This window comes from Acidovorax facilis, from assembly GCF_023913775.1.
Lineage (GTDB): Bacteria > Pseudomonadota > Gammaproteobacteria > Burkholderiales > Burkholderiaceae_C > Acidovorax > Acidovorax facilis.
Window position 1 is genome coordinate 1 of record NZ_JAMXAX010000155.1, and the last position, 12,497, is coordinate 12,497.

9 protein-coding genes are annotated in these 12,497 nt (G+C 64.3%); all 9 read left to right on the top strand.

Translation table 11 applies throughout. The features are described from left to right. Positions 1-2 precede the first annotated feature (2 nt). The 9 genes from NFX52_RS26520 to NFX52_RS26555 all read left to right on the top strand — a co-directional run bounded on the left by NFX52_RS26520 (position 3) and on the right by NFX52_RS26555 (position 11,889). The gene (locus NFX52_RS26520) at positions 3-1,205 is read left to right on the top strand and encodes a PepSY-associated TM helix domain-containing protein (protein WP_252635888.1); all 1,203 of its coding nucleotides are present in this window, start codon (positions 3-5) and stop codon (positions 1,203-1,205) included. Beyond that, positions 1,202-1,462, top strand: coding sequence for a hypothetical protein (locus tag NFX52_RS26525; RefSeq protein ID WP_055398619.1), 261 nt, complete (start codon positions 1,202-1,204; stop codon positions 1,460-1,462). Before NFX52_RS26520 ends, NFX52_RS26525 begins: the two co-directional genes overlap by 4 nt. Before the next feature lie 25 nt (positions 1,463-1,487). Further along, positions 1,488-3,707 carry a TonB-dependent receptor gene (locus NFX52_RS26530; protein WP_055398618.1) on the top strand — a complete coding sequence of 740 codons (2,220 nt, stop codon included), beginning with the start codon at positions 1,488-1,490 and terminating at the stop codon, positions 3,705-3,707. Positions 3,708-3,893: 186 nt separating this feature from the next. Next, positions 3,894-4,631: a TonB-dependent receptor gene (locus tag NFX52_RS26535; RefSeq protein ID WP_055398617.1), complete on the top strand. Its 738-nt coding sequence runs from the start codon at positions 3,894-3,896 to the stop codon at positions 4,629-4,631. Positions 4,632-4,794: 163 nt separating this feature from the next. Then, entirely contained in the window at positions 4,795-6,936 is a 2,142-nt protein-coding gene (locus NFX52_RS26540) for a TonB-dependent siderophore receptor (protein WP_252635889.1), read from the top strand. Between the two features lie 124 nt (positions 6,937-7,060). Beyond that, complete coding sequence (locus NFX52_RS26545) at positions 7,061-9,247, top strand: TonB-dependent siderophore receptor (protein ID WP_055398615.1); 2,187 nt, start codon at positions 7,061-7,063, stop codon at positions 9,245-9,247. A gap of 178 nt (positions 9,248-9,425) precedes the next feature. After that, entirely contained in the window at positions 9,426-10,262 is an 837-nt protein-coding gene (locus NFX52_RS26550; protein ID WP_207402158.1) for a glycosyltransferase family 2 protein, read from the top strand. Next, the gene (locus NFX52_RS31165) at positions 10,259-10,675 is read left to right on the top strand and encodes a sugar 3,4-ketoisomerase (RefSeq protein WP_082437464.1); all 417 of its coding nucleotides are present in this window, start codon (positions 10,259-10,261) and stop codon (positions 10,673-10,675) included. Before NFX52_RS26550 ends, NFX52_RS31165 begins: the two co-directional genes overlap by 4 nt. A 5-nt stretch (positions 10,676-10,680) precedes the next feature. Continuing rightward, complete coding sequence (locus NFX52_RS26555) at positions 10,681-11,889, top strand: NAD(P)/FAD-dependent oxidoreductase (RefSeq protein ID WP_252635890.1); 1,209 nt, start codon at positions 10,681-10,683, stop codon at positions 11,887-11,889. Positions 11,890-12,497 lie beyond the last annotated feature (608 nt).

Here is a 12,497-nt window from a genome sequence, read left to right on the forward strand (position 1 = left end):
CCCTGCGCCGCTGGAGCTGGACCCACAAGTGGTCCAGCCTGGTGTGCACCGTCTTCATGCTGCTGCTGTGCATCACGGGCCTGCCGCTGATCTTTCACCACGAAATCGGCCACCTGTTGGGTACCGAGGTGGAGGCGCCCCCGATGCCCGCCAATACGCCGCGCGCCAGCCTCGACAAGGTGCTGGCCACCGCGCATGCGCTGCACCCGGATCGTGTGGTGCAGTTCGCGTCGCACGCGGAGGATGATGACAACGTGTGGTTCGTCACGCTCACGCCCACACCGGCGCCTACCGATGATTTCCGCTCCGTGGCGGTGGATGCGCGCACGGGCCAGGTGCTGGCGCAGCCACGGTTTGACGAGGGCTTCATGTACGTGATGTTCAAGCTGCATGTGGACCTGTTTGCGGGGCTGCCGGGCAAGCTGTTTCTGGGCTTCATGGGCTTGCTGCTGCTGGTGGCCATCGTCACGGGGGGGGTGCTGTATGCGCCGTTCATGCGCAAGCTCGCGTTTGGCGAGGTGCGGCGTGATCGCTCGACCCGCGTGAAGTGGCTGGACCTGCACAACCTGCTGGGCATCGTCACGCTGGTGTGGGCGTTTGTGGTGGGCGGCACGGGCATGATCAACACGTGGGCCGATCTGCTCATCAAGTACTGGCAGTACGACCAGCTGTCGGTGCTGCTCAAGCCCTATGAGGGCCAGTCCATCGTGCCCGCCGCAGAGCGCGGGCCGCTGCAACAGGCGCTGGAGGTGGCGCAGGCCCAGGCGCCGAGCACCAAGCTGTCGTTCATCGCGTTCCCGGGCACGGCGTTCTCCAGCCCGCATCACAACACGTTCTTCCTGCGGGGCAACGAGCCGCTCACCTCGCGCCTGCTCAAGCCCGTGCTGGTGGATGCGCGCACGGCGCAGGTCACTGCAGCGCCCCAGCTGCCCTGGTACCTGACGGCGCTGCTGGTTTCGCAGCCGCTGCACTTTGGCGACTACGGTGGCATGCCGATGAAGATCCTCTGGGCGCTGCTCGACATTGCCACCATCGTGGTGCTGGGCAGCGGGCTGTATCTGTGGCTGCGCAAGGGCGTGCAGGCGGGCAGCACCAGCAACGCCAGTACCACGGCGGCCACCACTGTGCAAGGCCACACCAGCCTGCCCACAACGGCTGCCGCGCGCACCACGGGCCCGCTGCCCCGTACGGAGGGCCGCGCATGAAGCAAAGCCCTTTCTGGTCGCTGTGGGGCTGGCCCATCGTGATGGGTGTGCTGACCACCACCGGCCTCATCACGGCACTGGTGTCCGACACCTGGGGCGACTGGTGGTCGTGGGTGGGTCTGGGCATTCCGGTGGCGGTGATGGGCTGGACCTGCTGGCCGCGCACCACGCCAAAGGCCACTGCGCAACGCGCCCATGACAAACCCCACACCGATGCCGACGAAGCGGGCACCAACGCCAGCGCCACGCCACTCTGAACATTCCCCGCACCTTCACCACGCCATGCGCAATCCCCGTTCCCCACGCCACCCTGCCCTGACCCCGGTCGCCCTAGCCGCCTTGCTCTTCACACTGGCCGCGCCTGCCGCTTGGGCGCAAGCGACGGCCAGCGGCACCGAGCCCGACGGCAAAACCATGTCCACCGTCACGGTCAACGCCAGCGCCGACGCATCGGCGCAAGGCCTGTCGCCCGCCTACCCCGGCGGCCAGGTGGCCCGTGGGGGCCGCGCAGGCATCCTGGGCACCAAGGACGCAATGGACACGCCGTTTTCCATCACCAGCTACACCAACGAACTCATTCAAGACCGCCATGCCCGCAGCGTGGGCGATGTGCTGCAGAACGACCCCACGGTGCGCGTGGCACGTGGCTTTGGCAATTTTCAGGAGGCGTTCTTCATCCGGGGGTTCATCCTCGATTCGGACGACACGGCCTACAACGGCCTGTACAGCCTGCTGCCGCGCCAGTACATCGCCACCGAGCTGTTCGAGCGTGTGGAGGTGCTGCGCGGCGCATCGGCCTTTTTGAACGGCGCCAGCCCCAACGGCGGCGGCCTGGGCGGCAGCATCAACCTGCTGCCCAAGCGCGCGCCCAACGAGCCTTTGAACCGCGTGACCTTTGGCGTGGCCAGCGGCGGCCAGACGCAGGTGGCGGCCGACATTGCCCGGCGCTTTGGGCCCGATGGCAATACGGGCATCCGCGTGAATGCTGCTGCCCGCAATGGCGGTACGGCGGTGGACCACGAAGACGTGCAGCTCGGCCTGCTGGCCGTGGGCCTGGACTGGCGCAGCCGTGACGTGCGCCTGTCGGGCGACGTCGGCTGGCAGGACCACAAGCTCAAGAACACCCGCACCAACGTCACGCTGGGCAGCGCTGTGACCACGGTGCCGAACGTGCCCAACAACCAGACCAACTTTGCCCAGCCCTGGAGCTACTCCAACGAACGCGATGTGTTCGGCACGCTGCGTGGCGAGTGGGACCTGTCTCCCAGCACCACGGCCTGGGCTGCGGCGGGCGCGCGCCGTGGCGAAGAAGCCAATTCACTGGCCAACCTCACGGTGACCAACGCCGCCAGCGGCGCCGCCACCACCTACCGCTTTGACAACACCCGCAAGGACAGCGTGAACACCGGCGAGCTGGGCCTGCGTGGCAAGCTGCAGACCGGCAGCGTGGGGCATGAATGGGTGGCGGTGGCGTCGCACTACGACTTCGAAAAGAAGAACGCCTACGCCATGGATTGGCGCAACACGCACGCCACCAATCTTTACAACCCCATAGCCACCAACCTGCCCGGCTTCAGCGCCAACACCCTGTTTGGCGGCGACCTGGCCAATCCCCTGCGCACCGGCAGCACGCGCCTGTCCAGCTTTGCGCTGGGTGACACGATGGCTTTCATGGACAACCGCCTGCTCTTCACCGTGGGCTTGCGCCACCAGAAGATGGAGATCGCCAATTACGACTACGGCACTGGGCTGCAGACCGACCGCTACGACCAGAGCCGCACCAGCCCGCTGCTGGCGGCTGTCTACAAGGTCAACAAGGGCCTGTCGGTGTATGCCAACTATGTGGAAGGCCTGAGCCAGGGCCAGACCGCGCCCAGCACGGCGACCAACCGGGGCGAGATGCTGGCGCCGTATGTCTCCAAACAAAAGGAAGTGGGCATCAAGTTTGACGCCGGCCGCGTGGGCGGCAGCGTGGCCCTGTTCTCCACCACCAAGCCGCGTGCGTTTTTGAACGCGGCCAACCTCTTCAGCACCAGCGGCAAGGACCGCCACCAGGGCATCGAGCTGGCCGTGCAAGGCGAGGCCACCCAGGGCCTGCGCCTGCTGGGCGGCCTAACGTGGCTGGATGCCAAGCAGCTGACCACCGGCGCTGCCGCCACCGACGGCCAGCGCGTCATCGGTGTGCCCAAGCTGCAAGCCAACCTGGGGGCGGAATGGGACGTGCCCGGCGTGCCGGGCCTGGCCGTGGACGGCCGCTGGGTGCACACCGGCGCCAGTTATGCCAACGCCACCAACACCCTGCGCGTGCCCGGCTGGAACCGGCTCGACGTGGGTGCCCGCTATATGACGGAAGTGCAAGGCAAGCTCGTTACACTGCGCGCCCGCATCGACAACCTGACCAACCGCAACTACTGGGCCTCAGTCGGCGGCTACCCCGGCTCGGGCTACCTGGTGGTGGGTGCGCCGCGCACCTTGTCGCTGAGCGTGAGCGTGGACTTCTAAAGCGGCAACCCGCGCCACACAGGCACTGCCAAGACCCATTTCAGGGTCAAAAAAGCCACCCAGCGCTTATCCAACAAGCGCAGGCAGCTATCAAAAAATGAGTATTTTTCCCCCGTAGCGCCGGGGGTGTGGAGCACTGCGCTCCGCTGTTTTTGCTGTCACCAAACCACCGAAAGGAAAACGTCCATGTCCTCGAACCAACGCCTCCAAGCCCCGCTGCTGTCCGCCCTGCTGGCCTGCGCCGCCCTCACTGCGGTGAACTCCGCCCAAGCCCACCAGGTCTGGCTCGAAAACGCTGGCGGCCAGGCGCGCCTGCACTTTGGCGAGTTCAACGAGAACCTGCGCGAGACCTCGCCCGGCCGGCTGGACCAGTTCAAGGGTGTGCCCGCACTGGAACAACAACGCGCGGGTGCCGTCGCCCAGCGCGTGGAAGGCCAGCTCGCCAAAGACGCTTTTGTCTACACCACCACGGGCACGCCCGACACCCTGTTCGCCGCCGCCAGCTACCCGCTGATCGACCGCAGCAAGCGCAACCTGCCTGCCATGATCTGGCAGCCCTCGGCCCGCTGGGTGGCCAGCCTGGCCAAGCCCGTGGCACCCACTGCGCCGCTGGACCTGGTGCCCACCGGCAAGCCCGGCGAGCTGAAGGTGGTCTACAAGGGCGCGCCGCTGCCCAAGGCCAAGGTGCAGCTGGCCGCCCCGTCGGGCTGGACGCGCGAGGCCGAGGCCGGTGAAGACGGCACGGTGACCTTCGTCACCCCCTGGAAGGGCCAGTACGTGGCCGAGGTCAAGCACAGCGACAAGACCCCCGGCGAAGTGCACGGCGAGAAGTACGGCGAAGCCAGCTACGTGACCACGCTCACGTTTGTGCTGGCCGACGGCATGGCGTCGCCTGCCCTGCCCGAGCCGCCCAAGGCCCACTGAGCCCCGGCTGCCGCCACCGCCGATTTGCTAGCCGCACAAACCACCGCCCTCTCGCGGCGCGTGGTACTGCCTTGGCACGCTCGGGCGGCTGGCATTCATATCACTAAAAATGGGCTGTAGCGCTTTACGTAAAAGCGCCGACAGCTATTACTTCGATAGCGCCATGATTCACCCCAATCTCTTGCGCACCGCTGTGGCGCACGCCGCGCTGCTGGCTGTGTGCGGCACCGCGTTCGCGCAGAACAGCACAGCACCCGCACCGGCCCCCATACCCTCCGACGCTCCAGCAGCCGCCCCCTCCTTGCGCCAGGTCGATGTCATCGACTCCACGGCAGGCGAAGCCGCCACGCCCGCACGGCGCGCGCAAAGCAGCTCGCGCCTGGGCCTGTCGGTGCTGGAGACGCCGCGCTCGGTCAGCGTGATCGACAACGCGTTGCTGGAGCAGCAGATGGCCACCACCGAGCGCGATGTGCTGCGCAATGCCTCGGGCGTGTCGTCGCGCAGCGAGTACTATGGCTCGTACTCACAGTTCTCCATCCGGGGGCTGTGGGCCAACAACACCTACAACTTCCTGCGCGACGGCGCCAAGTTCATCCACCTGCTGGACCCACCGCTGTTCAACATCGAGCGGGTGGAAGTCATCAAGGGCCCGGCCGCCCTGGAGTTTGGCCAGGTCGCGCCCGGCGGCCTCGTCAACTACGTGAGCAAGCGGCCCCAGGCCGAAGCGTTGCGCACCGTGAAGATCGGCGCAGGCAGCCATGGCTGGCGCAGTGCCGAGTTTGACCTGACCGGCCCGCTCACCACCGATGGCACGCTGCGCTACCGCCTGGACGGCGGCGCCAGCCGGGGCGGCAGTTTTGTGGATGGCAACACCCCGCGCAAGCAAGGCATTGCGGGCAGCCTGGAGTGGCAGATCACGCCCGACACCGTCTGGCGCGCGCAGGCGGAGACCCAAAGCATCGACGGCACTTCCACCTCCGACTTGGCCGTGCCCGACCCCAAGAACCCACGCAGCGCGGACGTGCTGCCGGTGGGCGCGTTTTACGGCGAGCCATGGTTGAAAACCGACGGCCATCTGCGCTTTTATTCCACCGAGCTGCAGCACCGTTTTTCGGACCAGCTGGAAGGCCGCGTGCACCTGTCGCGCAATGAAACCTTTCGCAACGTGAACATCGTGTCGCCCATGGGCCCGGTGACCAACGGCCGCGTGGCGCGCGGCTACTGGATGGCGCCGGGGCAAAAATACACGTCGGACACGGCTCTGGCCGAACTGCGCGCGCAGCTGCAGACCGGCGCCGTGAAGCACACGGTGCTGGCAGGCCTGGACTGGCGCGCCATTGCGGGCTTCTATGGCGCGCGCACCACAGGCAGCCTGGGCGCTATCGACCTCTACAACCCCGTTGCAGGCCTGGTGCCACCCGTGGCCTCCACCGGCGTGGGCAAGCTCTCCTCCGACGCCCGCAACACCGGCGTGTTTGTGCAAGACCGGATGGTGCTGGGCGATTTCGGCCTGCTGCTGGGCCTGCGCCACGACCGCTTCAAAGACGCCTACACCACGCCCGTCACCGACGTGAGCAAGACACAGCCGAGCGCGGCGATCAGCTGGGAGCCCCGCCCGGGCAGCATGCTCTACGCGAGCCATGCGCGCTCGTTCCAGGCCAACTCGGGCACGCTGGTGTGGGGGGCGCAATCGGCCCCGCCCTCGGAGGGAAAGCAGCTGGAGGTGGGCTGGAAGCAGGAATGGCTGGACCAGCGCCTGATGACCACCGTGTCGGCCTTTGACCTGGAGCTGACCAACGCCCCCGCCACCGACCCGGCGCGCCCCGGCTACTCGGTGCTCACCGCGCGCCAGCGCATCAGGGGCATCGAGCTGGAGCTGCAGGGCCGCATCACGCCCGGCTGGACGGTGACGGCCAACACCAGCTTCCACGACCCCAAGGTGCTGGCCGACACCACGGCCGGTGCCAACGTGGGCAACCGCGTCGAGCGGGCCACGCGCCGCACCGCATCGCTGTGGACGCAATACCGCCTGCCCCAGCTGCCAGGCCTGTGGGTGGGTGGTGGCCTGGTGCACCAGGGCGACAAGTTCACGGCCAACGACAACAGGTGGCGCCTGCCCGGCTACACCGTGGCCGACCTGGCCGTGGGCTACCAGTTTGCAGGCGGCGTGCGGCTGCAGGCCAACCTGAAGAACGCGGGCAATCGCCGCTACTACATCGACGGCACCACCACCGCCGCCGGTTTTGGCGCCGTGGTGCCCGGCACGCCACGCAGCCTGCAGGTGTCGCTGGACTACACGTTCTGAAGACCTGCGCCAAGGCTGCGCCTGTCCCATCGCCAGCCCCAAAGCCAAGCGTTCCAGGCGCGCCACGCGCCGTGCCTGGCCTTCGGGCCCGCCCCCTTTTTTCAACCATCGGAGAAACAGCACCATGCAATCTGGCATCACCGTTTGCCGCACCGCCATCGCGCACGCGGCCCTGCTCGCCCTGTGCGGCGCCGCCCATGCGCAGCAGGCCACACCCACAGCCCCCACCGCTCCCACGGCGCCCGCTGCAGAGAAAGCCCTGGCCCCCGTCACCGTGAGTGCGGGCGCCGAGCAGGAAAGCCCCACCGCGCCGGTCACCGGCTTTGTGGCCAAGCGCGCCCTCAGCGCCACAAAGACCGACACCCCGCTCATCGAAACCCCGCAGGCCATCAGCGTGATCACCCGCGACCAGATGGAGGCCCAGGGCGTGCAGACGCTGCGCCAGGTGACGGCGTACACGGCAGGCGCCGTGTCCAACTATTTCGACAGCCGCCAGGACACCTTCAAGGCGCGCGGCGGTGACGTGACGCAGTACCTCGATGGCATGGTGCGCTTCATCGGCTACTGGAACGACACCCGGCCCGACCCCTACACGCTGGAGCGTGTCGAGTTCCTGCGCGGCCCCTCGTCGGTGCTGTATGGCCAGGGCAGCGTGGGCGGTGTGCTCAACCTCACCAGCAAGCGCCCGCAAGCCGAAACGCAGCGCGAAGTGCAAGTGCAGTTGGGCAGCAACGCACGCAAGCAGCTCGCCGCCGACATGACCGGCAAGCTCACGCAGGATGGCGAATGGCTCTACCGCCTGGTGGCCGTGGGCCGCGACAGCGACACGCAGGTGGACCATGTGCGCGACGACCGCTTAGTGATCGCCCCCACAGTCACCTGGAAGCCCAGCGCCGCCACCTCGCTGACGCTGCAGCTCACGCACCAGAAGGACAAGAGCGGTTCGCTCATCGGCTTCTTCCCCTGGCAGGGCACGCAGCTGCCCAACCGCTACGGGCAGATCCCGACCAACACCTTCATCAGCGAACCCGGCTGGGACCGCTACAACTCCGAAAGCACCTCCTGGGGCTACCTGTTCAGCCACCAGATCGACAGCGCCTGGACCGTGCGCCAGAACCTGCGCCGCAGTGTGAGCGACGTGGACTACCGCACGCTGTACACCAGCTTTGCCGCCAATGCCGCACTGGGCCGCCCCGCGCGCCCCGTGTTCAACGCCGACAACCGCACCGTGCTGCGCGACGCCTCGTGGACGCTGGGCAACGCGCGCATGCTGCTGGTAGATACGCAGGTCGAAGGCAAGCTGCGCTGGGGTGAAACCGAGCACACCGTGCTGGGTGGCCTCGATGTGCAGCGCAACCATTGGGGCCAGCAAAGCTGGCGCGCCGTGGCACCGGCCATCGATGTGTACAACCCCGTGTACGGCAACTTCACGGCGCCATCGGCATCGGCCCTGGCACGCGTGCCCAGCGTCGAGCAGCGCCAGCTGGGCTTCTACGCCCAGGACCAGATCAAGTGGGGCCGCTGGACCGCCACGCTGGGCCTGCGCCACGACAACGCCAAGAGCGACACCGAAGGCCGACCCGCCGCTGCAGCCGACGACAAGGCCTGGAGCAAACGCGCGGGCGTCACCTACCAGATGGATGGCGGGTGGGCACCGTATGCGGGCTACTCCGAGTCGTTCCAGCCCCTGGGCGGTGTGGACGCCTATGGAACGCCTTACAAGCCCCAGCGCGGCGAGCAGTGGGAGGCCGGTGTGAAGTGGCAGCCGCCTGGCCAGGGCATCAACGCCTTCGCCGCCGTCTACCAGCTGCGCGAAAAGAACCGCAAGACCACCGACCCGACCAACCCGCTCAACAGCCTGCAGATCGGCGAAGTGAAGGTCAAGGGCTTCGAGGCCGAGGTGCAGGCCAGCCTGGCACGCAACTGGGACTTCACCGTGGGCTATGCCTTCACTGACGCCAAGATCAGCCGCAGCAACGCCGGCGACCAGGGCACCCCGGTTGCTAGCGTGCCCAAGCACACAGCATCCGCGTGGCTGAGCCACCGCTTCGCCAGCGAAGGCCGTGGCGGCTGGACGGTGGGCGCTGGCGTGCGCTACACCGGCTCGCAGTGGAGCGGCACCAGCGCCATCAGCACCCCGGCCGCCACGCTGGCCGATGCCATGGTGGCCTACGACGCAGGCGACTGGCGCGTGGCCTTCAACGTGGTGAACCTGGCGGACAAGGTGCACATCACGCAGTGCCTGGCGCGGGGGGATTGTTTCTATGGGCAGGCGCGGACGTACACGCTGACTTCGACGTATCGGTTCTAACGACTGGAAGGAGCACCCCAAGCGCATTGGGGGTACGCCGTGGGGTGCCCCAACTTAGCCCCCACTCTGCCCGGCATTCACGCACACAGCAGGCGTGAAGTGGATGGTGGCGGGTTGTCGCCCCGCCCACCTGTTCAGTCCCACTACACTGGGCGTTGGCGTTCACTTCACCCAACCCATGCAACCCCATTCAAAGCCCTCCAAAGTGGCCGCGCTGGTTCCGGCGTGGCAGTCTTCGGCGTTCATTCAAGCAACCCTCGACTCTCTCTCAGCCCAGACTTACCCACACCTGGAAGTCATCGTCTCTGTCGATGAGTGCAATGATTCGACCTATGAGATTTGCATCGCCCATGCTCAGAAAGATGCTCGTTTCCGAGTAATCCGCCAATCGCAGCGGCTAGGGTATGTGGGCAACTGCAACTTTTTGCTCAATCAGGCCGAAGCTGATTACGTACTTTTTGCATTTCATGATGACATCCTGAACCCTGACTACATCACGCTGCTGGTAGAAGTGCTTGACGCACGGCCAGAGGTCGTCATGAGTTATTCAGACGTTCACCTGACAAACACCAACGGAACGGAAGAACACTGGGTATTCACCGAACTTGAAGGCGTTCGTGACCCGGTTCAGCGGGGTGTTCTCATGATGAGTGGAAAAAATAAATGGTGGGTGCCCAACCGAGGGTTATTTCGCCTCGGTCAAGCTCGGCAAATCAACGGCCTCAAAACCCACCATGCGGGAGAATTTTCGGCAGACTGGCCATGGCTGTTCCATATGAGCCTTTTGGGAGAATTCGCACGGGTTCCCAAAACCCTGTGCTACAAGTATTACAAGCCTGGAAGCTTATCGAGAAGCTGGCAGTTTTCCAAGCACCAGATCTATGAAGTTTACGCGGCCATAATGCGCGAAATCTGGATATCCGGCCTTACCACTGAGCAAAAGCTCACGCTTGCCAGTCCCTTGGCAAGATGGCTCTACCACAATAATCCTGATCGACTCGGCGAGGGCAAGTGATAAATACCACCGACCCGGCTTCCTGTTCGAGCTGGTTTGGAGGGCGAGCTCGCCTGGTTGATCTCCCCATTCATTCAGACGAGCGTGGCGACCTGCTACCGCTCGACTTCGACCGCCTTCCGTTCATGCCACGGCGCGTATTCACCGTAACAGGCGTCCCCGCCGGCTCCATCCGGGGGGAGCATGGCCACCGCAGTGGGGAACAACTGCTGGTTTGCCTGCAAGGGAAAATCGACCTTTTGCTCAGAAAGGGGGACGAAGAAGCCACTACGGCGCTCACCCCAGCGGGGCCAGGCCTCCTTTTGGGCGCAGGCGTGTGGTGCCGCCAGACTTACCTCGTCTCGAATTCCGTGCTATTGGTATTGGCCAGCGAACCGTATGATCCAGAGTCATATATATCCACCTGGAACTGATATAAATGCGAAAGACTTCCCGAATTGCCATCCTTGGCGCCGGAATCATGGGCTGTTCGACTGCGATATTTCTGGCCCGCAAAGGAATCGAAGTATCTGTCTTCGATATGGCAGAGCAACCATTCAGCGCAGCGAGCCGATGGAATGAAGGGAAAATCCACTTAGGCTGCCTCTACAGCGCAGATCCGTCCCTGAGCACTGCGGACCGTGTCATTCCCGGCGGGCTCAAATTTCGCCCCTTGATCGAGGAATTGGTCGGCACATCCCTCGCTCCAGCGATCACTTCCGAAGATGATCTGTACCTGTGTCACCGCAAATCCGTGACATCTGCAGCAGAAATGAAGACGTACATGGAGAAGGTCGTCGAGCGTGTACGCAATCACCCAGATGCGGCGCAATACCTGGCAGATGCGTCTGGCAGTCGGGTTCACCCGCTGAGCACTTCCGAACTGGCTGGGTTGACATCATCGACAGATATTGTTGCGGGCTTTCGGACTCCTGAGAGATCCGTTGACACCAATTGGGTGGCTGAACGATTCATACCTGCGATGGACGCAGAAGCATCGATCCAGCAGTTTATGAAAACCCGCATCACGGCGGTGCGCCCCGCAAAAGATGGAATCGACGGCAAGTGGGAAATTGAAACTTCCGAAGGCATCTTTGGACCATTCGACTACGTCATCAACTCGCTGTGGCAAGGCCGATTGGCCATAGACCGGACTGCTGGGCTGGAGCCCACGGGAGTTTGGTCACACAGATACCGCCAGTCACTGTTCTTGCGCACCAAAGAACCGGTTCATACGCCTTGTGTGGTCATTGCCACCGGCCCCTTCGGAGACATCAAAAATTACAATGGGCGGGATTTCTATCTCTCCTGGTATTCCGATGGCTTGCGCGTGGACAGCTCCGATATTTCACCACCGGAGCCTCATTTGACTGCCCAGAACTTGGAGAACTTGCCAAACTCCATTTTCGACCATCTCCAATCCTTGTTACCGTGGGTAGCGCAAATTCGCGAGCAAGCGGAGCGCTCCACCATTCAAGGCGGATGGGTCTTTGCTGTCGGGCAAGGTGTGCTTTCGGACCGAGATTCCACATTGCACTCCCGGTCGGAATATGGCATTCAAAGACTCGGAAACTATATATCCGTCGACACCGGCAAATACCCAACAGCACCCGCCATGGCCCGCGCCCTGGTAGAAGCGATTATCTAGCCGCCTCAAAAATATCGCTCCTGATGGGCACCATATCCATCCGAGCATTTGATTGGGCCCGAAGTCTCTGAAGCCTGTTACGACTTGATCGTCGGAGCTGCACGCGACCAGGCCTAAACCACCTACCCGCCGCGTGCTGAGCCTGCGGCCACAGAGCCCCGTGCGCCGCATCGGTGCTCGCCCGGACGGGCCTGCACCATCGGCATCGACGAAGCGCCCGAGAGCCCAGCCGGGGCGCTGCAGGAAAAATGTTCCACTTTGTTGCACAGCACCAACACCCCCACGGGTAAAAGGTGTTTACCCCTGTGGCGGACATACAAATAGGCCATTAGCATCCCCCTCCGTTGCAAAGTGCAACGATCACATCACCACAGGCATCAAACTTGCTTGTAGCGACGGCCCGAAAGCATCACCCCTGTGCGTTTTTGGCCGGTGATTATTTGTCATCAAACAAAATTTGATTTAAGGAAACCTTGCTAATTGTCACATCCCGGACGATTGCATAGACTCCAAACGCTATCCACTCTTCATGGCGCGAGCGGTTCTAAAGGAGTTGATAGAGTCCTTGCAATCCACCCAGGGAGTGAAGCCATGTTGATAGCCCTGCA